This is a genomic window from Paenibacillus sp. FSL F4-0243 (assembly GCF_037963295.1).
Taxonomy (GTDB): domain Bacteria; phylum Bacillota; class Bacilli; order Paenibacillales; family Paenibacillaceae; genus Paenibacillus_AQ.
On the sequence record NZ_CP150151.1, the window covers coordinates 5,935,204 to 5,955,931 of the forward strand.

General features: G+C 42.2%; 17 protein-coding genes and 1 riboswitch. All 17 genes read right to left on the reverse strand.

What is annotated here, in order from left to right:
* Nucleotides 1–78: 78 nt before the first annotated feature.
* The 17 genes from NSS87_RS26315 to NSS87_RS26395 all read right to left on the reverse strand — a co-directional run bounded on the left by NSS87_RS26315 (nt 79) and on the right by NSS87_RS26395 (nt 20,575).
* Complete coding sequence (locus NSS87_RS26315; protein WP_339243450.1) at nt 79–1,191, reverse strand: cysteine desulfurase family protein; 1,113 nt, start codon at nt 1,189–1,191, stop codon at nt 79–81.
* Nucleotides 1,192–1,242: 51 nt separating this feature from the next.
* On the reverse strand, nt 1,243–2,280 hold the full coding sequence (gene mnmH / locus NSS87_RS26320) for a tRNA 2-selenouridine(34) synthase MnmH (RefSeq protein ID WP_339243451.1): 1,038 nt from the start codon (nt 2,278–2,280) through the stop codon (nt 1,243–1,245).
* 57 nt (nt 2,281–2,337) lie between these two features.
* On the reverse strand, nt 2,338–3,396 hold the full coding sequence (selD, locus tag NSS87_RS26325) for a selenide, water dikinase SelD (protein WP_042191699.1): 1,059 nt from the start codon (nt 3,394–3,396) through the stop codon (nt 2,338–2,340).
* Between the two features lie 156 nt (nt 3,397–3,552).
* Nucleotides 3,553–4,362: an alpha/beta hydrolase gene (locus NSS87_RS26330; protein WP_042191701.1), complete on the reverse strand. Its 810-nt coding sequence runs from the start codon at nt 4,360–4,362 to the stop codon at nt 3,553–3,555.
* A gap of 106 nt (nt 4,363–4,468) precedes the next feature.
* A riboswitch (cyclic di-AMP (ydaO/yuaA leader) is annotated at nt 4,469–4,653 on the reverse strand.
* A gap of 221 nt (nt 4,654–4,874) precedes the next feature.
* Nucleotides 4,875–5,048 (reverse strand): hypothetical protein, encoded by a 174-nt coding sequence (locus NSS87_RS26335; RefSeq protein WP_170880375.1) that lies wholly within the window; start codon nt 5,046–5,048, stop codon nt 4,875–4,877.
* A gap of 84 nt (nt 5,049–5,132) precedes the next feature.
* Entirely contained in the window at nt 5,133–5,927 is a 795-nt protein-coding gene (locus tag NSS87_RS26340) for a Nif3-like dinuclear metal center hexameric protein (protein WP_339243452.1), read from the reverse strand.
* A gap of 111 nt (nt 5,928–6,038) precedes the next feature.
* Entirely contained in the window at nt 6,039–7,058 is a 1,020-nt protein-coding gene (locus NSS87_RS26345; RefSeq protein WP_339243453.1) for an endo-1,4-beta-xylanase, read from the reverse strand.
* Nucleotides 7,059–7,103: 45 nt separating this feature from the next.
* Entirely contained in the window at nt 7,104–8,636 is a 1,533-nt protein-coding gene (locus NSS87_RS26350) for a glycoside hydrolase family 43 protein (protein WP_339243454.1), read from the reverse strand.
* Between the two features lie 47 nt (nt 8,637–8,683).
* Nucleotides 8,684–9,586 (reverse strand): carbohydrate ABC transporter permease, encoded by a 903-nt coding sequence (locus NSS87_RS26355; protein ID WP_143759544.1) that lies wholly within the window; start codon nt 9,584–9,586, stop codon nt 8,684–8,686.
* A 59-nt stretch (nt 9,587–9,645) separates the two neighbouring features.
* Nucleotides 9,646–10,614, reverse strand: a complete 969-nt coding sequence (locus NSS87_RS26360; RefSeq protein WP_042191710.1) for an ABC transporter permease subunit — start codon at nt 10,612–10,614, stop codon at nt 9,646–9,648.
* Nucleotides 10,615–10,698: 84 nt separating this feature from the next.
* On the reverse strand, nt 10,699–12,402 hold the full coding sequence (locus NSS87_RS26365; RefSeq protein ID WP_042191712.1) for a sugar ABC transporter substrate-binding protein: 1,704 nt from the start codon (nt 12,400–12,402) through the stop codon (nt 10,699–10,701).
* A 115-nt stretch (nt 12,403–12,517) separates the two neighbouring features.
* Nucleotides 12,518–14,056, reverse strand: a complete 1,539-nt coding sequence (locus tag NSS87_RS26370; protein ID WP_149645044.1) for a response regulator — start codon at nt 14,054–14,056, stop codon at nt 12,518–12,520.
* A 15-nt stretch (nt 14,057–14,071) separates the two neighbouring features.
* Nucleotides 14,072–15,877 carry a histidine kinase gene (locus NSS87_RS26375; RefSeq protein WP_339243455.1) on the reverse strand — a complete coding sequence of 602 codons (1,806 nt, stop codon included), beginning with the start codon at nt 15,875–15,877 and terminating at the stop codon, nt 14,072–14,074.
* Between the two features lie 25 nt (nt 15,878–15,902).
* A complete protein-coding gene (locus NSS87_RS26380; RefSeq protein WP_339248674.1) occupies nt 15,903–17,435 on the reverse strand; it encodes a response regulator transcription factor in 1,533 nt (510 codons plus the stop codon).
* 193 nt (nt 17,436–17,628) lie between these two features.
* A complete protein-coding gene (locus tag NSS87_RS26385) occupies nt 17,629–18,693 on the reverse strand; it encodes a trifunctional transcriptional activator/DNA repair protein Ada/methylated-DNA--[protein]-cysteine S-methyltransferase (RefSeq protein WP_339243456.1) in 1,065 nt (354 codons plus the stop codon).
* A gap of 7 nt (nt 18,694–18,700) precedes the next feature.
* Complete coding sequence (locus NSS87_RS26390; RefSeq protein ID WP_339243457.1) at nt 18,701–19,489, reverse strand: isocitrate lyase/phosphoenolpyruvate mutase family protein; 789 nt, start codon at nt 19,487–19,489, stop codon at nt 18,701–18,703.
* Between the two features lie 159 nt (nt 19,490–19,648).
* A complete protein-coding gene (locus tag NSS87_RS26395) occupies nt 19,649–20,575 on the reverse strand; it encodes a DMT family transporter (RefSeq protein WP_042194515.1) in 927 nt (308 codons plus the stop codon).
* Nucleotides 20,576–20,728: the final 153 nt, after the last annotated feature.

The following is a 20,728-nucleotide window of genomic DNA, read 5'->3' on the forward strand; positions in this document are numbered from 1 at the left end:
GCTATTGGTTCATTTATCGCCTCAAAGGGGAATTTTCGGACCGGAAAGACGCTATTGAGCAAAAATGGGGCAGTCTACTCACAACAAATACTCTTTCAGCTTATCGATAACCTCATCGATCTCCGCTTTAGTCGTATACCGTCCCACACTAAAACGAACCGCTCCCTGCCCAATACTTGCTGAGACATTCATTGCCTTTAGAACAGGTGACATCAATGTTTCTCCAGAATGACAAGCTGAGCCTGTTGAGGCAGCCACATCTTCCAGCGAAGCAATCACTTCGTGACCCACCGCTCCAAGAAAACTAACGTTAAGCGTGTTGGGCAATCGCTTATGCCTATGACCATTCAGGTGAATTCTGTCGCCAAATGCCTTCTGCAATCTATCGTAGAAATAATCCGCTACTTCTTTCACACGCTCTCTGGATGGAGAGTCCGAAGCAAGCTCACAGGCTTTTCCTAATCCAATAATATAAGGGGTGTTTTCCGTTCCGGCACGTCTCCCCTGCTCATGACCCGCTCCGTGAATTAATGGCTCGATGTGAATGCCCTCTCGGATGTACAATGCTCCAATCCCTTTTGGCGCATATAATTTATGGCCTGCCAGCGTTAGAAAATCCACCCCTAACTCAGCCACATCAAGCTCTACTTTTCCAGCGGACTGCGAAGCATCGGTATGTACAAGGACACCCCGTTCATGGCAGACCTCAGCTATTTCTTTGATCGGCTGAATCGTGCCCGTTTCGTTGTTAGAGTGCATAATGGAGACTAGTATAGTTTGGTCTGTAAGCTGATTTTTCACATCATCTACCTGCACCATTCCATACGCGTCAACAGGTATATAAGTAATCGTGTAGCCCAACTGCTCCAGATACTGACACGGTTTAATTACCGCAGGATGCTCCACAGCAGACACAATAATGTGATTGCCTTTATGTCGATACGTTTGGGCGACGCCCTTGATGACTGTATTATTCGACTCGCTGCCCCCGCTTGTAAAAAGCACCTCACCCGGCGTACAATTCAGGAAATTAGCCACCTGTGTTCTTGCTCGCTCGATTCCGACTTTAGCTTCTTGTCCCAAAGAATGACTGCTTGAAGGATTGCCAAAATGACCATAAAGATAAGGAATCATAACCTCTGCTACTTCCTTATCTACAGGTGTTGTAGCGTTATAGTCTAAATAGATCATTTGTTAAGCCGAGCCTCCTCTAAACCCCTCATACTTTACGATACCTAAAGCTTATACCTTCTGATTACTTAAAAAAGAGATCACCGCAGCCTCAGCCTCATCCAAATTGTTCACCTTAAAGGTAACTCTCTCAATGCCTTCATACTGAGTAGACGTATAATCGTATTTAGGATCATAGTAGTATTCTAACAGCAGCGCAACAGCCTCTCCGAACATATCAGCTTGCAAGCACCGCTCGATTTCCGCCGCAATGGGGATATGAATTCGCGATTTGATACTTCGAAATGCTGAAATGCACTGTTCTTTATATTCTTCTGGTCGATAATCCTCAAGGATTTGCTGCACTCTGGCTTGTAGTGGCATCTCAATCCAAATCTGTGTTCCGATCTCTTTCTGCTCGGCCATGAATGGGGGCATTACGACCTTCCCAATCTTTTTGCTCTCCGCTTCAAACAGTACATAAGGAGCATCCCCAAGCTTAATTAATTCCTCCATAAGAAGACTATCGAACGTTTTTTGATTGTTTGCATGAAGTCCGATCTCGCCAAAGATAGAACCGCGGTGACCTGCCATTCCTTCCAAATCCAAAACAGGATAGCTCTGTGCCTTCAGGCGGTGCAGCAGGTTTGTTTTACCTGTACCCGTATTTCCATGAATGACATAAGGCTTCGCCTTGAATTCATAGGACTCCAGTTCATCGAGTACCCATTTACGGTAAGCTTTATAGCCGCCAATCAATCGGTAAGCGTGAATATCCATTAAAGAAAGTACGGTCGCAGTTGTACGGCTGCGCATACCTCCCCTCCAGCAGAATACAGCCTTGTCCCCTTGAATCGCAGCAAATTCTTTGACAAAGGTAGGTAGCTTCGCAGCAGCAATCTCCAAACCGCGTTCTTTCGCAGCCTGCACACTTGTCTGTTTATACAACGTACCTACTTCAGCCCGTTCCTCATCGTCAAAAAAGGGAATATTCAAGCTATCCGGCAGCGTTGCATCTTTATATTCAGAAGGAGATCGAACGTCGATAACGGTGATCTGCTTCTTATTCTTTAACACTCTTAGTTCTTCCAATGTAATATCCTGAAACAATGCGCTCTCTCCTCTGGTGGCTAACTTCTTAGGTCGCCTCTAAGCTGAACTCCAGCGTTATTGCGCAGCTATAACTGCAATCTGACCCGGATGTTCTTCCGTTACCTCTCCGATCAATGCTGCTTCTACACCTGCATCTACTAACTCTTTTAGCAAATCCTCACTTTGTTCAGGAGCAACAGAGATCAGCAATCCACCGGAAGTCACAGCATCACACAGAATATAGCGGCTTAATTGGTCCATCTCTTCCGGATAAAGAATACTGCCCTCCAAATGGGCAAAGTTATTCTTAGTGCCGCCTGGAACAAAGCCCTGCTCCGCGAGCTCTCTTACTCTTGGCAGCATCGGTACATCGCCTTGACGAATAATCAGTCCGTGGTTGCTCCCCTTTGCCATTTCCGAGGCATGTCCAAGCAACCCGAATCCGGTAACATCTGTACAAGCATGTACATCATAGGGCTCCATGATTTCAGCCGCTTTTTTATTCAGTGTAGACATGACTGTCGTAAGGCGTGTAGTTTCTTCTGGGGATAGCTGATCCTTTTTAATAGAAGTCGTTAAGATGCCCACACCGATAGGTTTGGTCAAAATCAGCTTGTCTCCTACCTGCGCACCTGCATTCGTTCTTACTTTGTCCGGATGCACAAGGCCCGTAACGGCCAATCCAAATTTAGGCTCTTTATCGTCGATGGAATGTCCGCCCACAAGCGTTGCTCCTGCTTCCTGCACTTTATCTGCTGCACCGCGCAAAATGTCACCGAGAATGCTTTTGTCCAGAACAGAAATAGGGAAGGCCACAATATTAAGCACCGTAAGCGGCTTACCGCCCATAGCATAAATATCACTTAACGCATTAGCTGCTGCAATTTGCCCAAAGGAATAAGGGTCGTCCACGATCGGCGTGAAAAAATCAACAGTTTGCACTAACGCCAGATCATCACTTAATCGATATACCCCAGCGTCATCACTGGTATCCAGACCCACAAGTAGATCCGGATTAGGAACGGTTGGTGGTAGACTGCGAATAACCTGCATGAGATCGGCGGGACCGATTTTGCAGCCGCAGCCCCCTTTTGAAGATAATGAGGTCAATTTTATGGTTTCGGCTTGAGACATCATGACTCAGCTCCTTTAGATAGTTAGTATCGAATAACTTTAATCTTACATCAGTAGACAGCATTGTACAAAATACAGACATACAGAAGAACGCCCCGTAGCCAGTACATACTCCCCGGCTATGGGACGCCTCTCATTTCTCACTTACCATTAAGATTAACTAATCTGCTGAGTTTCCTGCTGTTTCTCCAAAAACCGCTGAAGTATAGCATTAAATTTCTCCGGCTGACACAGATTACTAGGATCTAATGCGTTAGGGATAATCACTAACTGAGCATGTGGCAGCTGAGACACCATATCCTTCATACAATTAACTCCAAATTCACTAAAGTCACCTACAATACATAAGGCGGGACGCTTAAAAGACTTTAAGCATCTAGTGTAATCCACATGGCTCGTAGCCAGCCTTTGCCGATACAATTCCCGTGGACGTTTATCGAGAAGTCCTCTTCTAATCTCGTTATAAGCCAGATTCCAGCGTTCCCGGTACATCATACGAATCGAAGGCAGTACAAGCTCACTTGGAGCGTAATACATTAACCAGCTACAATAAGCAGCCATAAGCTGGATTTTACCGATTATCGTTGACGCCTGACTTCTACAAAAGCTATCCGCGACAACAATCGCTTTTACTCGCTCTGGATATTGTTTCGCAATATGCTGAACGACGAGCCCCCCATAGGCACTCCCAACAAAAACAGCCTCACGAATACCCAAATCATTCAATAGCATAATTATATCTAGACATTGGGTTTCAATAATCTCGTTTGGGGCCTGCAGTAATTCACCTGATTTGCCATTCCCCCGTAAATCACACAGAATCACTTTATATTTATCAGAAAAATACTCCAATTGTGGCTTGAACATACTATGTGTTAATCCATGTCCATGGATAAACACAACCGGAGCCCCTGTTCCATTGATTTCGTAATAGAGCGAAGTTCCATTCAGTTTAGCAATAGGCAAAGTTAACACCTCTTTCATAGATAGGTTCTACAACTATATCTGCTTTTTAACGCAGCAAAAAACCACAGAGGGATTCTCTGTGGCTATTCATCATCAAATACGCCATTCATCCTCTCTCCATACGCTTACGAGGTTAGCTGTCGGATTCGGGCAGTGAGAGTTGCCCTACCTGCATGGATGCATTTATGCACCTGGAACAGGATTCACCCCATAACTAGTACCGATTGTTACACTGGTTCCCAGTTGTTGGTTCCCCCGCTTTCCTTAACGGAAATTAAGCGGACTTCTTATGTAATTGTCAGTTATGTGATGAATCATACTCCGTGTAAGGTTTCTTGTAAAGTTGAGCCGTGGGCAAAATAATGTTGAAAGCCATGCTTTTCATTTCATATTGAGCATACACTTCGTTTTCTCTTTCTTTTGCTCTTGTTTACTCAATATATCTAAAAAAAGCCGAGCGGCCATCAGAGATCAATCCCTGAACCACTCGGCTTCGTTATACAATCATATGGCTACAACAGATCGGCGTTTTTCAATGCATGCTCCCAGCTCGGAAAAAAGAACAGCGCACTTCTCATAAGATCAGGATCGCTTTGCTTCACTTGTTTTTTGCTGATCGAGCTTCCATCGGTTTGAAGCTTTTTGATACGACTTAACACTTCATCAGCCTCCAAAGGAATTTCCATTGAAACACTCCTTTCTCAGTGACCTGGTTTCCAATCATTTTCTCCATAATATGCAAATTTATTCTTCATTTCGGTTTATACGAATTAAACCAGCTGATAGACCGGTTGTTCAGCAATAAAATAAGTAGGAATCATTGGGTATTTCTGTGCCAGAACTTCAGCTAAATATTTCATTCCTGGAGCTTCACTTTCCGCATGACCTAACATAATCAGCGCTTTTGATCTGCCTTGGTGGACAGCATCCCTCACATATTCTGGAGTTTCCCATTCGGGGCCCTCGCCAGCAATAATTAAATCAAGATTGTGCTGATTAAAAAGAGGAATAGCCATCGTCCCACCTCCTCTGTAACCTACTAATATCCCCACATGTCTGCATATCTGGTATACGTCTCCGGCAGCACGTAAATAGGAGATACCTAGCTTTCTTTTTATATACTGCGCCGCTTCACTTACCGTCATAGCTGGAATCGATAGGATTGTAGCAGTGGATTGCTGCTCAACCACATAGGCTGACCATTCAAGCTCTCGTAGCAAGCCCACCATGATCCCATCCGGTTGATGCCGATGCCAATAATCATGATAACGAAATATAGCCAGTTCAGAACGCTCAATCAAACTCCGTTTCGCGCGATATACAGGGTCATCCTCTAACCACTTGTTCGTCTCATGATGACTGTAAAACACACCTTCATGTGTGATCAACAAATTGGCGTTCATAGCAATCGTTCGTTCCACAACATATTGCGTAGCGCAAAATGCCGTAACCATCCCTGTAATCACCATTTCCGGATTCCCCGGCTTAAGAGTATCCACAGTCCCATCTATCTGTTCCATGGCTCCTATTAAATCTTCCAGAATCCTTCTAATTGTCACGTTCACTTTAATCCGCCCTTTGAGATCTATTCTACTAATCTATCAACGTATAAATAACCCACCCTTAATCGATATAAGGACGGGTTCACAGTTCATTATTTGAGCAGCTTGCCCACTCTATGATTTCGTGGCAGAGGTGATAATTTGATAGAAAGCTGGCTTCGGCTTATGCCCTTCATCGAATAGGAACGGCCAGTTCTTCCGCCCACGAACAGGGAAATCATCCAGCCAGGTATAGTCATCCGCTGCTCCCCAGAACGTAACCGAACTAATCACGTCCCGGTATTCTCTCAGCAGTGCGAACATCGCTTCATATCGATCTGCTTGAAGCTCGAGCAGCTCAGCAGATACTGTCTTTAAGTCCATTCGTCTATCATCGAAACGGAACATGGATACATCCAGCTCTGTCAGTTGGAGCTGAAGTCCTAACGATGCATATTTTTCGATCGCTGCACGAATATCATCCAGACTAGGATCGTATAAATTCCAGTGTGCCTGCAATCCGACGCCATGGATCGGCACGCCTTGTTCCAATAGCGACTTCACCAGTTTATAGATTTTGTCACGCTTTAATGGATGGGATTCGTTATAGTCATTGTAGAATAATAATGCCTTAGGGTCAGCTTCATTGGCGAATTCAAACGCTTTGGCGATAAAATCCGAGCCAACAATGTCGAGCCACTTCGAATGGCGAAGAAGCTCTTCTCCTTCATCGGCTATAACTTCATTGACAACATCCCAAGCATAAATATCATCCTTATAACGTCCTACAACGGTCTGAATATGTGATTTGACTCGTGCAAGCAGAATCTCTTTGCTTACAGGTCCTCCGCCCTTATCCTCAAACAGCCAGTCCGTTGTCTGGTTGTGCCAAATCAAGGTATGTCCGCGCATCGCCATATGATGTTCCCTGGCGAAGGCAACCAGCTGGTCTGCTGCCCTAAAGTTATAAGTGTCCTCAAGTGGATGCAGACTTTCAAATTTCATCTCGTTCTCAGCGGTAATACTGTTGAAATGATAAGCAAGCAAATGCTCCTGCGATTGGATCGTTAAGGGGTTAACGGCTGCGCCAATCTTAAAATCCTCTGCGAATACCGTCTTTAGTGCAGGCTCTGTAAAATCACTAGCTGGTCTCAACAATCTCCCTCCTAACAAACGTATCTATATTCCGTATTCGAAATATTATGAACGATAATCGAACCAATCAAAGTAGGCAGGTACCTCAGCCACTTTGCCATGACCTGTCGCATATAGGCCAACAAGAACACCGGTAAATCCGTTTCCTTTGACAGCTTGAGGGGATAATGGATAGGCTAGAGCCCTAGATAGCTCGATCCATTCCTGACCATCCAAAGAATAAAGTAAAGTGTATTCCGTTAGCTCCGCCCGAATTTTCAGATATAAACATCCAGCAATCGTTGGAATCTCTGCAGCCACATGTGTTGTTCCATCAACAGTTAAATAAGCTGTAATCACTCTATGTCCATTTCTTTGCGATAGTGCAATTTCATAATGTGCATTCTCGTCCAATCTAGCACAGAGTCCAGCCTCTTCACCGTCCACGGTAGGGTTAAAATCCAGTAATGTACTCCATTCAGCTGAAGTATGCTGCTGTCTTCTGCCTATAAAGGCTACCTGACCCACTTCATTAAGGTCTTTCGATTGCCCTCGAAGAGCTAGAAAACCCGGACGTTGGCTTAGTGACCAGCTTCCCTCTGCCGGATTCCGCAGAAAGGATAATCCCAACGGCAATACAGGGTCATCAAAATCATATCTTCCGCTAGTCTCAGGTTTTGGCGAATGACCCGGTACACGCGGAACCTTCATCTCCAGCCCGACAGTGTCCTCATTATTATCAATCATCGGCCATCCGTCTTCATTCCACGTTACAGGGGCAAGAAAGGTCTCTCTTCCTAGCACTGTATACTTGGAATCTACTAGACGTACTCCAAGGAATACGGCCCACCAATCCCCGTTACGATCTTCGATCAGATCAGCATGTCCTAGATACTGAATGGGACTATCAGTCCCGCGATGGGTCAATATCGGTTGCTCTAATCTTTCAAAAGGACCGTAAGGGGAGGAAGAACGACCGATAATTTCTCGGTGTTCCTTTGCCGTGCCGCCTGAAGCAGACATGATATAATACATTCCGTTAATTTTGTACAAATGTGGTCCTTCCGTCCAAGGTCCACCATCCCCAGTCCAGATGACAACAGGTTCTGTTAATGCTGCTCCTGTAGCAATGTCTATCTCATATTGAATAGCGTGGGAATCATAATCTGCTCCCTGCTGGGTGGTTACATATACCTTTCCATCCTCATCAAACATTAGGGAAGGGTCAATTCCTCCATAAGGAATACTAATCGGGTCTGACCACGGACCCGCTGGGTCCGTAGCCGTAACATAGAAATTCCCCTTCCCGTGTATTTCGGTCGTTATCATGTAAAACGTTCCTTCATGATACCGGATGGTTGGAGCAAATATACCTCCAGAGCTTTTGCTCTTACGTGTATCTAGCTGACTTACACGATCTAATACATGACCAATTTGTGTCCAGTGAATCAAGTCCTGGCTGTGAAAGATAGGCACCCCAGGAAAATATTCGAAGGAGCTACACACCAAGTAGAAATCATCCCCTGCTCGAGTGATGCTAGGATCTGGATAAAAACCTGGAAGTATTGGGTTCGTGTATGTGATTGGAGATGGAGTCATAATTCAACAAACAACCTTCCTATTATTTAATAGTGGGTGCAAGCTACTTATTCCTTCACGCTTCCTACGTTCATTCCAACTACAAAGTACTTTTGCATGAATGGATAGACTAGCAGAATCGGAACCGAAGCAACGATAGTAACGGCTGCACGAATGGACTTTGGAGTTACCATTGACCCCGCTGACTCCGCAGTTACCCCTGCCCCGTTAGCTACACTTGCGCTACTGTTCGCATTCATACTAGATTGTATTAGTTTCATTAATTCATACTGCAATGTACTCAAGTGCTGGCGGGAAGAGGTGTAGATAAAAGCATCAAACCATGAGTTCCATGCACCTACCGCGACAAAAAGGGCGATGGTAGCCAGAACAGGTTTACATAAAGGGAAGACTACTTTCATGAAAATCTTAAATTCCCCGGCACCGTCGATTCTCGCGGATTCCATAAGACTTTCATGTATGCTACCAATATAAGTACGGATGACGATCATATTAAATGCACTTATCATAGTCGGTATTACATATACCCAAAATGTATTAAGCAAATGAAGATCCTTAATTAGGAAATAATTTGGAATCAGACCCGCATTAAAATACATGGTTAGGACGAAAACAAAGGTAATCTGCTTGCGGAAAACATATTCTTTCCGGCTTAAAGTATAAGCAAGCATTGTGGTTAAAAATAGATTCAGGATCGTAGATATCACTGTTCGTGCTACCGAAATCCAAAAAGCAGGAATAATTGTACCAGAGGCAAAAACAGCTTTGTAGTTCTGTATAGTCCACTCCCTAGGCAATAGATAAATGCCGCCGCGGATGGTATCATTTCCCTCATTTAAGGAAACTGCTATAGTATTCAAGAATGGATACAAGGTAACAATGACTAGACATATCATAAAGATAGTATTGAAGGTACCGAACACTACTGGTTCGATCCCTATAATTCTCATACGTTTTCTACTATTACTTTTTGGAGATTTCTGAGGTATTAATTGAGTTTTTTCCATGATTATAACAGCCTCTCTTCCCCTAGCCGCTTCGACGTCCAGTTAGCTAAAAGCAGTAACGTTACACTTACGACTGTTTTAAATATGCCTCCCGCAGTGGCTAAGGAGTAATTCCCTTGCCCAATCCCGTATTTCAATACAAATATATCAATCGTATCCGACCAGTCTACAGTAAGCCCGTTCCCTAACAAGTACGGAACCTCAAATCCGACATCCAATACATGTCCTATGGACATTATCATCAGGATTACAATGGTTGGTTTAATTCCCGGCAATGTTACATTGAACATTTTTTTGTACCGGTTAGCCCCATCAATCTCAGCAGCCTCATATAAAGCTGGATCTATAGAAGCCATAGCAGCCAAGTAGATGATTGTACTCCATCCAACCTCTTTCCAGACGGTTGAAGCACCCACAATACCCCAGAAATACTTCCCTTCACTCAACCAAAGGATTGGTGAATCGATAAGATGTAATTTCATGAGCACGATGTTGATAATCCCGTCGTTAACCGAGAGGGAGACACCTACAATCCCTGTTACAATAATCCAGGAAAGAAAGTGAGGTAGGTAGGATATGGTCTGCACGGTTCTTTTCCAAAATACATTTTTGATTTCATTAAGAAGTAAGGCCAATGTTATCGCGGTTATAAATCCTAGAAAGAAATTAATTAATCCCATAGCCAGTGTGTTTCGTAGTACCCTTAAAAAGGTATCATCCGTAAATAGAAACTTGAAGTGTTTCAAGCCGACCCATGTCTGTTCGCCAAATGCCTTAGCTGGTTTATAATCCTGAAAAGCCATTGTCCATCCCCAAACAGGTACGTACGCAAATAGTACAATATACAGCAGCAATGGAACTGACATCCAAATCAGCTGTTTCTGATTCTTAATCAAGGTCAGAGTAATCGGTTGCTTCTTTTTTCTTTTAGGATGCCGGTTAACTTTTTTTCCCGTTAAAATCTCATCCATATATTTTCTCCCCACATCATCCATATATTTCAGAAAGTGGTTGGCTAATAAGCCACCACTTTCTGATTTTTAAGCAAGCTCTAACTATTTAACACTCCAAGTATCAAATCTCCATTTAAGCTGTTCATTGATTCTGTCTTCGTAAGCTTTAATATCCGCTTTATGAAGTTCTCCAACAAATTCAGTCCAAACTTTATCGAAATCGGAAGGGCTAGCCAAGATTGCTTTTGGCAGATACTTGGTCTTAACTTCTCCCATCTTCGTATCGGCAATTTTTGCTGGAGAATTTTCAACAAGATCTATCGACCAAGCAGGATAAGCCACTGGGTTCGGTCCAGGCTTACTGAAGAAATCTACATAACTGTTGAATCCATATGCGTCAAGAACTTCCTTGTCATACGCTTCCAACCCTGCTTTATATTCTTCTGGTTGGGCTGCCGCATCCGTTGAGTTACCGTCTGCAAAGTACCCTTGCATTTTCGGAGCGGTAGCATACCAAGCTTCTGCTTTGTTACTTAGCTTCCATGTAGCATCAACTGCGTTATCCCGTTGCTCCTGGTTTCTTATAAAGCGACCGTCTACCACTTGATAATCTTCGCCTTCAATCCCCCAAGTGAGGGTTCTTTGCCAATCTTCTTGAATCAATGTGTCCATAAGTTTAAGGATTCTCACTGGATCCTTAGCATTGACAGTAATCCCGAATCCATTATTCAAGTTAAGAGCAGGACGATCCAGATAATAATCTTTGGTGTTAGTATCATACACAAGAGGCAGACCTACATAAGTGCTCATATCTTTCCCTTGTGTCTTGAGTGAATCTTCTGCTTTACCAAAGTTCCAGTGCTGATCAAACATTCCCAGTACGGCTCCGCTAGACAATTTAGCTAAATATTGGTCATAATCCATTACAAATGCCTCTTTATCAATAATACCCAACGCATTCATATCATTAAGTTTTTTATAGTACTGCTTTGCATAGTCTTTATCCGCAAAGATTTCTGCTACGTTATCCTTAACTACTACTCCGCCATCATTAGGATGACCGATCAGATGCTGAGGAGCGTTAAACAATCCCCAGTTTCTCCAGTCTTTGTTATGAATCTCAAACCCAATTGTTGGTTGACCATCAATGGTTGGATTTTTCTCTTTATATTTCACGATAAGATCAAAATACTCGTCCAAAGTTTTAACCGTTGGATAACCGGCATCTTTAAGTACAGCTTTCTGAATCCAGAAAGCTGGGCCAGAGTAATAGGTTGTATTCATCTCACCATTGTACGCACCATAGTTTGGAAGTGTATAAATGTGTCCATCATTGGGATCCTTCATCATGTTCCAGTAAGCTGCGTAATGCGCTTTCAAATTCGGAGCGTGTTCTTCAATTAAGTCCTCGAGAGGAATAAATGCACCTGCTGCAGTCAGTTGGGTATTGGAACTCATCAGATCTGGATAATCCGAACCGGCAATCATAACGCCAAGCTTCTGTTTAAGGTCTCCAGCCAAGAATTCAAAATTGAATGATGCGCCTGTTTTTTCTTTGATCATCTTGTAAATTTTGTTATCTGGTGTAGGTTGCTGACCTGCTTCTCCAAGAAAGATACTAACTTCAAAAGGCTCTACCTTCTTGTCATCGGTTCCAGCTGCAGTTGCAGCTGTTGTTTCTGCCGGTTTGTTTTCCCCCTTAGCAGTATTACCGCTGTTATTTCCACCGCACCCTGCTAGAGCAAAACTTAGGGATAACACAGCAATCAGACTAAGTTTGAACTTTGATATTGACTTGCCCCCCATAAAGCACCTCCATATTTTGTTGGTGTAACCATATTGTAAGCCCTTACAAGTTAAATTATAGAGGTGATGATGCCATTGATAATACACCAGAACTAAAGGTGTACCCCCAAAAAGTTTAGGTATTCGTATGTTTAAATTCATTAGGGCTCATCTTCATCTTCTTTTCAAATTGTTTGAGAAACTGACTATAATTGGAATACCCTACTTTCTCGGCGATCTCACAGTTTTTCAACTTATTGTGTTGAAGTAAACGCGCAGATTCCTTAATCCGGAGGTCATGCAGCTGCTCATTAAAATGAATGCCATTCTTCTTGATCAATAATTGTCCCAGATACACTGGATGCAGGAAGAATACCTCCGACAGCTTTTTAATTGTAAGATTTTCGTGATAATGCGCTTCAATATAGTTGTTGATTTCCTGTACAATCCCCTGTGATTTTTGGATTTGTTCTTTTAGAAGAATATCAATACTCGCCTCACCACATGATAAAAGATTACGCATTAAATCGTTCAACTTCATCATCGAGTCCCGCATTTCGGGGATTGTTATTTGGGTTAACAAGGAGGATACTTGAACTTCACTAGCTTTCGAAGTAAACTCAACGATCTTATACATAATATGAATAACGATCTTCTTCACAACCTCTGGAGCGATGCGCATCTCACGAAAACTGCGAGAGGCCAAGCCCACAGCTTGTTTAAAGCCTTTTATGTCCAGTGTGTTAATAGGCCTCATTAAGTCATCCATCAGTTGAATTTGATCATAGTGGTAGCTGAAGGGACTATCCTTGGTTCCCTGATAGGTCAAGAACCCCGAATGATCCGAATTATAAAAATAATACATTAACGCTTCTTTCGCCGTTCGGTAGCTATTCGCAATTTGAAGCAAAGAGCCCTCGCTATCCCCTACTGCAATATACATGGCTTGCTTAGGGTGTTCATTCAGCAAGGGAGCTACTGCAGGATATATTGCGGCACCCTCATCAGACTCCGAAGGATAGCCGTATACGATTCCAAAGCAAAAAGCCTCCAGATCGATCAGAAACATCGATTCCGTATTCGTTAGGAGAGCTACTGCTTTCTCTCTGATTTCCGTATACATCGTCGGGTCTGTCTGCAGTAAACAAATATTCCAAAGGCTTTTGCCTTCCGATAGACGTGTAAGTACTGTAAAGTCTGACTTATCTTCTGCCTTCTCATTCAGAATGCTCTTAAGAAGAGAGACAACTTCCTCTGAGTTTGCCATTTGATTTAAGCTTCTCTTCTGAGTTTCCTGTTCTAATTCCCGATATATCTCCTTCAATTCTTCTGACGCCTCTTCTTCGAAAAGCGGTTTCATCAGATAATGGTTAATGCCATAACGTATAGCTGTCTTAGCATATTCAAACTCACTATAACCGCTTAGTATGGCAAACTTAATCGGTTTAGTCTCCTCTTGCTGCCAGGCGGAAACCATTTCCAGACCATTCATTAGCGGCATATTTACATCTGTAATGACAAGATCCGGCAGTAGCTGCTTTATTAACTGTAAGCCCTCTTTGCCATTACTGGAGGTTCCACATACTTCAAATCCAAGCGCCTGCCAGTCTATCCATAGCTGCATCCCCTCAAGAGCACTAGGCTCATCATCGATCAACAATACTTTGTATTTCATAGGCTCCCTCACCTTCTAGCTATTTTTTCGTTCCAGGAGCTTTAGCGGAATGCCAAACGTGACAACAGTCCCTTCATTCGGGACACTGCTGATTTCAAAGCGAACCTGATCTTCATAATATAGCTCCAGTCTGCGATACACGTTGCGGATTCCGATATTCGTTCCTGAGGAGGCTTCTTCATTTTGAACATTAAATAAAATTTCTTTAAGCTGGCTTGGTTCGATCCCTTTACCGTTATCTGAAATTGTAACTTGCAAACGACTATCCTCGATTTCCGTCTTTACTTTAATGATACCGAGTCCTTCTATGGCCTGCAGACCATGCTTACAGGAGTTTTCTACTAAAGGCTGCATGCTTAGCTTTGGAATTTTATATTGCAGCGACTGCTCATCGATCTCAAATTGATAATCAAATTTATCTCTGAACCGGAATTTTTCTATTTTCAGATACATCTCAATGAACGTCATTTCTTCTTCCAATGTAACGAGATCTTCTTTCCAGCTAAGTAGTCTTCTGAGCAACTTGGATAAACTCTTTATGATGTCTGTAACGTCTGAATAATTATTTTTGGTACAGACCACTAAAATGGCATTTAAAGTATTGAAGAGAAAATGGGGATTCATCTGACTTTGCAAAAAATTCAGTTCAGCCCTTACTCTTTCCATCTCCAGGTTATTCTTTTGAATCTCTAGTTTGTATACATCGTTAATTAGAGAATTAATTTTAGTGGTCATTCTATTAAAGTTATGAATCAAGTCACCAATCTCATCTTGTCCTTCATCGATTTGAATAAGATCGAATTTCTCATTCGTTACTTTCTGCATATGCCTAGACAAACGTTTCACCCGATAATTGTAGGATCTTAACATCACATATAGAAAGGCGGTTGTGAGCAAGGTGACAATGGACGCCAAAATACCCGCATAAATTCGAATCTCCAGAATGGCCTGAGCAATACGCTCCCCCTGCGTAACCCCTATAATTCGCCAGCTTTTTATATAACTAGCCCCGCCAACGGGTACAATATGTATGTCTTCCTTGCGCTCATCATCCTGAAGCTCGAATACAGGATAAGGATCCTTCGTACCTCTCTGATACCCGCTCTGAGCAGACATAATGATTTCATCCTGTCCGTTAACCAGGTAAAGACTCAAATAATCCTTTTCTCTAATTATAATGTCATATATTTTACTGATATCCAGGTCAATTCTAAGCAGCTTCTCATAGGTATTCAGTGAGCTGTATACATCCATTCGTTCAATTACACTTAAATACGGGGCATTAGAAGCCACATTAGGCGCTGAGCTCATTTGATAAGCAGCAAGAAACATATGTTTATTCGCAGCACTGAACTGCTTATACCACTCACTCTCCCTTACCTTGTCCGTGATGACCTGATAGTTACTCCCGGAAACAATAGAGTCATTATTCGTAAATACAGTAATTCGTTCAAGCTGATTGTTAACTGGCATATAACTGTTCATCCGATCTCGAAGCTGTTCGTCGAAGGTGTCATAAAATTCAATCATGTTCCCATACCTCCGCTCTAGCAATTCATACAGATTCTTATCGGAGGACAGCGTATAGCTAACTGCTACTCCACCCTCAATGAAATCCTGAATATCCTTTCTGGCCCTCTCTAAAGAGATTTCTAAGTTTTGCTGTTCTCTGGATTTGATCAAATCGGAAATCCGATCCAAAAAAACAAGGTTGATAATAATGATAGGGAGAAGCACACCAATAATATAAATGAGGGAAAATTTATAGTTCAGTGGAATGTCATTGACTATTTTTCTAAATCTGAATTTTTTTCTCTCCATACGAAACACCTTGCTTCCCCTAGAGCTATTGGTTTTTATTTTCATTTTTATAGACGGATGGGACTACCCCTACAATCAGCTTGAACTTGTCTATAAAATAGTCTGTATTTGAAAATCCCACCTGCACCGCAATATCCGATATTTTCAGCTGCGTTCGCTTAAGCAGACTTTTGGCTTCCTCAATCCTTTTGGCATTTAAATATTCACTAAAGCCCTGACCCGTTTGTTTCCTGAAAAGCTGTCCCAAATAGGTAGAATTGATATGAAATTGCCGCGCTAAATCCTGAAGCTTCAATTTATTCCGAAATTCACGATCCACATACTGAATCACCTTGTAAATCGTATTTTGTTCATTCTGCTGCTCTAATTCAGATAAATAGACCGTCGCCAGCATAGATAGACTTTGAACATAGCGGCTTAATGCAAAATAATCATTTAACTCCCCTAAATTCCCATATTCTTGCTGAATCTTTATCATCATCGTATCTGGAGTACCATTCATTTGGGCTATAAGTGTACAAATTGTAAGCTCCAAATGAGCCACCTGAGCTTGCACGATTTCAATCGTCAATAGATTCTCTACGAAAAAAGCAAACGTTTCTTTTACACATGGCTGTATCTGTTCTATATCGTTTGCCAGAACCTTATCCAGCAGCAGTTTGAAGTGATCCTCATGGTGTTCATTCTTCTTTAGAGCCCTAAGCTCACAATAATAAAAAACCCCCTTCTTCTGCTGATGTGTCTTTCGTTTCCATACATCAAGTGCTTGCATATAGATTTCTCGAATCGAACATATGCCTACCATTCTAGTGCTAATCGCTAGAAGTACCGGTTCATATAATTGTTCAGCGAAATCCGAACGAATCTGGTTGACGATAGCGTCCAGACTCTCATTCCCAATAGAAGCAGACTCAAGAATGATCCCTGTTCTTCCCGATCGATCTTGAAAGAAATGTATACTTTCCTGAGGAAAGTAGTCGACGGTTCGTGGAAGAAATGGATTCAAAGATGTGGCTGGTTCGATAAGAATACACATTAACTCTGCATTCGCTTGAAGCTTCAACGTGCTCTGGGTTAGAAGCTCTAAATTTTCGTTATACTCGCCTTGTATTAGGCGGTTGACGATATTGTTTACGACAAAAAATTGCTTCTTATCAAGCTCCTCTTTGGAAGCGATTTCATTTTGAATCATAGGCGTAATCCTGCTTAATAAGGACTCTATTTCATCATCATCAATAGGTTTTAATAAATAGTCATTCACTCGTTGCTGCAATGCCGTATGTGCATATTTAAAGTCATCATACCCAGTCAATACCACAAATTTCGGAGGCTTTGTCATCACTTCATTCAATTTTGCGATAAGCTCGAGACCGTTAATAACCGGCATATTTATGTCCGTTAGGACCAATTCCGGTTTATATTCTTGGATAAGTCTCATCGCTTCTGAACCATTACGGGCTTCCCCGCACACTTCAAAGCCATATTTTTCCCAGTTAATCATCGTTCTCAGCCCTTCAAGCACCCAGGGCTCATCATCCACGATCAGAACCTTCAGCATGATGTTCACTCCAATCTCCTAAGATAAGGCTCGCTTTCTTATGAAAATATATATTATGCTAACACAATTGGATATTGTTGTGAATTCATAATTTTTCCTTCTTTTGCTTAAAACAGTACTTTTAAATCTGGCAAAAGCATAAAAAAACGACGTATCCAGACTTTCAGACACATCGAGTTCAGTATGGTTTTAGTTAATAAGCTACCTTCGAACTAAGGTTGTTCTCGTGATTGATTAACCATTCTTTTCTTGCAATGCCGCCGCCATAGCCCCCTAATTCACCATTACTATTGATCACGCGATGACACGGAACCAAGATCGATAATTGATTCGCTCCATTAGCTCTGGCTACAGCTCGACAAGCTGAAGGGTTGTTTATGTTCTCTGCAAGCTCCTTGTAAGAGACCGTCTGGCCTATAGGAATTCTTCGAAGTTCATTCCATACCTTTTGCTGAAAATCAGAACCTAAATAACGAATCGGTGATTTAAACACCGTAAGTTCCCCTTCGAAATAAAGAGTTAATTCCTCTTCAATTTGCTCTAGCACCGGTACTTTTTCAGGCAAAATAGTTGCATTCAAGCGAGTACGTAATTTCTTAATTTCGTTCTCAAGTCCCTTTCGATCCACAAATTCCAGCAGTAAAAGGCACTCTTCCTCTGCGATCGCAAGCACAGACCCTAATATCGTTTCTATCCAGGTACAGTAGAGCACTTTAATCTGCTTAGAGTGATTCGGGACCGTTCCCATCGTTCTTGAAAAAGCATCCCTAAATCCATTACTCGAATCGTACCCGCTATCCAGTTGTGCGTTAATGATAGAATCCCCATTCCTGATATGTTTGAATGCCAGTCCTAAACGTCTGGAACGTGCATATTCAATAAAGGTCATTCCGAATTGCTTCTTAAATTGTCTGCGTGCAGTATTTGCACTAATCGACAGCTCATCAAAATCTTTATCTGTCCATTTCCTTTCCGGATTACGCTCTATAGCTTCAACAAGAAGCTTTACTTCTGAGGACATTTTTGTCGGATTGGACAAAGGCTGGCATCTTTTACACGGTCTATATGAAGCTAACAAGGCTTCTTTGGCTGTTGCGAAAAACTCACAGTTTTCTTTATATGGCTTTTTAGCCGGACAAGTTGGCCTGCACATGATGCCTGTTGTTTTTACGCCGACAAAAAATACACCTTCATAATTGGAGTTTTTTTCGACTAACATCTCATAATATTTATCGATTTGCTGTTTATTCGTGATCATAGTGTCGTTAGCTCATTTCTAAATAATGTGCGGGTGGCTGCAGAATGGACCGGGCATCGTCTTGAAGATGATGCAGTGCTTGAAAGTAACTATATGGACCATAGCTAATTCTTTTTACGCCAAGCTCCTGCAATTCAGCATTTGAAATCATACCATCCATCACCATAACATTTACAGGCAGTGGCGACTGCTGCACAAAATATTCAATCAAGTTTCGATCGGTGAGTCCCGGTATAAAAATTCCATCTGCTCCAGCAGCAGCGTAAGCACAGGTACGCTCAATTGCTTCATTCACTAAATCCAAAGAATGCTTCCCATTTTTGAAAAAGAGATCGGTTCTGGCGTTAATAAACACCTTCTTCTGAAATTTGGCTGCCACTTGCTGTATAGTTCGAATACGATGAATTTGTTCCTCGATTGCCCATAATTCATCGTCCGGATGATTCACCTTTTGATCCTCAAAATTAATCCCACAGATGTCTAGCTGGAATAATTGTTCTATGTTATTGGCTAAGGACTCTTCATTTACAGCATACCCACCTTCAATATCTACCGTCAATGGCACAGATACATGTTCTGCTATTCTCGTAACAGCCCACAGTAGCTGCTCAAATGAGAGCTGTTCACCATCCGAATACCCCCATGCATCCGCCATAGCGAAGCTGCTTGTGGCTATAGCCTTTGAACCGGCTTTTTCTATCGCTTTAGCCGAAGCTACATCCCAGCAGTTATATAGCATTAGCGGATCTTTTTGATCGTGCAAAGACTTAAAATAGTCATAGTCATTTCTGTTCATCAGTGGTCATCTCCATTAAATAGAATAGCACTACTATATAATAGACAATGATTCGCCATACCAGAAAAATTAACACCAATCTTTTTTCGCAAAAAAAAACACCGATTGATGATCTCATCCTATAAGGACCTGATCATACCATCGATGTTAGTATACAGTTTAAAGTTCTACCTTACGGAGTGATGGTTTGGAGGAAGGTTTAGGTGACTTTTTCCCTGTTCGCATCGGTATGATTTGTGGTGCAGCAATTCCGATCAGAACAACGAAAATTCCAACCCAGCGAAGTAGGGATACTTCTTCTTGCAGGACTAACACGGAGGCTACAACAGCTGCCGGCAACTCCGCCGCACCAAGAATCGTTCCCAGACCTGATCCCAGTTTCGGAACACCAATAGAAAAGAAAAGCACAGGAATAACTATACCAAGCAACCCTAAAGGAAGACCATACTTCCAAAGTCCATCTGTAAGTGCTCCGTCATAAATAAAGGAAGGGGAAAAAACAACCATAATAATAATCATTGCACTTGTAGTCATATACAAGCTTTTATTCACAGCAGGTACCTGCGTAGCCACTCTCCCACTGACAAAAATATAAAAGGCAAACGACACCGCAGACATCAAACCGAAAACAATACCACTCGTAGTCATTTCGCCTACACTAGGTTCTAGAATCCCCCCAGCTAATATGGTTCCTATCAGAAGGATAACCATTGAAATTATTTTCTCTCGACTAGGCCATTTTCTATCTACAACAGCCTCCAGAATCACACCAATCCAAGTAAATTGGAATAAGAGAACGATCGCAATCGAAGCAGGTAATTGTTCAACGGCAAACCCATAGAAAATACCCGTCATACTAATGGTAATCCCCGCACCTAATAACGAAGCACCTACTTTTAACCCGAGTTTTTTTCGGGAAAATAATACAACTAACAAGAGCAGCATGCACCATCCAAAAAAGTATTGCGACCCGACCAGTTGCTGCATTCTAAATCCATCGTTCATTCCAAGCTTGACGATCGTAGACAGCGATCCATAACTACATGCTCCTATAAATACTAGTAAAGCATATTTGAGTAACTTCATATTCATCGTAATCTTCTTTCCTTTCTGTTGAACCGTCCTATTGAACCGTCCAAATCACATAATAAAGCCCCTTGTCATCGAAATGACAAGGGGCGACTGAAACCAAAGAATACATCTTTGACAAAATTCCGCCACTCCATCCACTGGATAGAG

What these genes read in the sequence shown, in the direction of transcription:
- NSS87_RS26380 (WP_339248674.1), bottom strand. Translation starts at nt 17,435, where the DNA reads ATGCTGAAGGTTCTGATCGTGGATGATGAGCCCTGGGTGCTTGAAGGG.
- NSS87_RS26350 (WP_339243454.1), bottom strand. Translation starts at nt 8,636, where the DNA reads ATGACTCCATCTCCAATCACATACACGAACCCAATACTTCCAGGTTTT.
- NSS87_RS26315 (WP_339243450.1), bottom strand. Translation starts at nt 1,191, where the DNA reads ATGATCTATTTAGACTATAACGCTACAACACCTGTAGATAAGGAAGTA.
- NSS87_RS26360 (WP_042191710.1), bottom strand. Translation starts at nt 10,614, where the DNA reads ATGGATGAGATTTTAACGGGAAAAAAAGTTAACCGGCATCCTAAAAGA.
- NSS87_RS26395 (WP_042194515.1), bottom strand. Translation starts at nt 20,575, where the DNA reads ATGAAGTTACTCAAATATGCTTTACTAGTATTTATAGGAGCATGTAGT.
- NSS87_RS26375 (WP_339243455.1), bottom strand. Translation starts at nt 15,877, where the DNA reads ATGGAGAGAAAAAAATTCAGATTTAGAAAAATAGTCAATGACATTCCA.
- NSS87_RS26335 (WP_170880375.1), bottom strand. Translation starts at nt 5,048, where the DNA reads ATGGAAATTCCTTTGGAGGCTGATGAAGTGTTAAGTCGTATCAAAAAG.
- NSS87_RS26390 (WP_339243457.1), bottom strand. Translation starts at nt 19,489, where the DNA reads ATGAACAGAAATGACTATGACTATTTTAAGTCTTTGCACGATCAAAAA.
- NSS87_RS26370 (WP_149645044.1), bottom strand. Translation starts at nt 14,056, where the DNA reads ATGAAATACAAAGTATTGTTGATCGATGATGAGCCTAGTGCTCTTGAG.
- NSS87_RS26355 (WP_143759544.1), bottom strand. Translation starts at nt 9,586, where the DNA reads ATGAGAATTATAGGGATCGAACCAGTAGTGTTCGGTACCTTCAATACT.
- selD (WP_042191699.1), bottom strand. Translation starts at nt 3,396, where the DNA reads ATGTCTCAAGCCGAAACCATAAAATTGACCTCATTATCTTCAAAAGGG.
- NSS87_RS26385 (WP_339243456.1), bottom strand. Translation starts at nt 18,693, where the DNA reads ATGATCACGAATAAACAGCAAATCGATAAATATTATGAGATGTTAGTC.
- NSS87_RS26365 (WP_042191712.1), bottom strand. Translation starts at nt 12,402, where the DNA reads ATGGGGGGCAAGTCAATATCAAAGTTCAAACTTAGTCTGATTGCTGTG.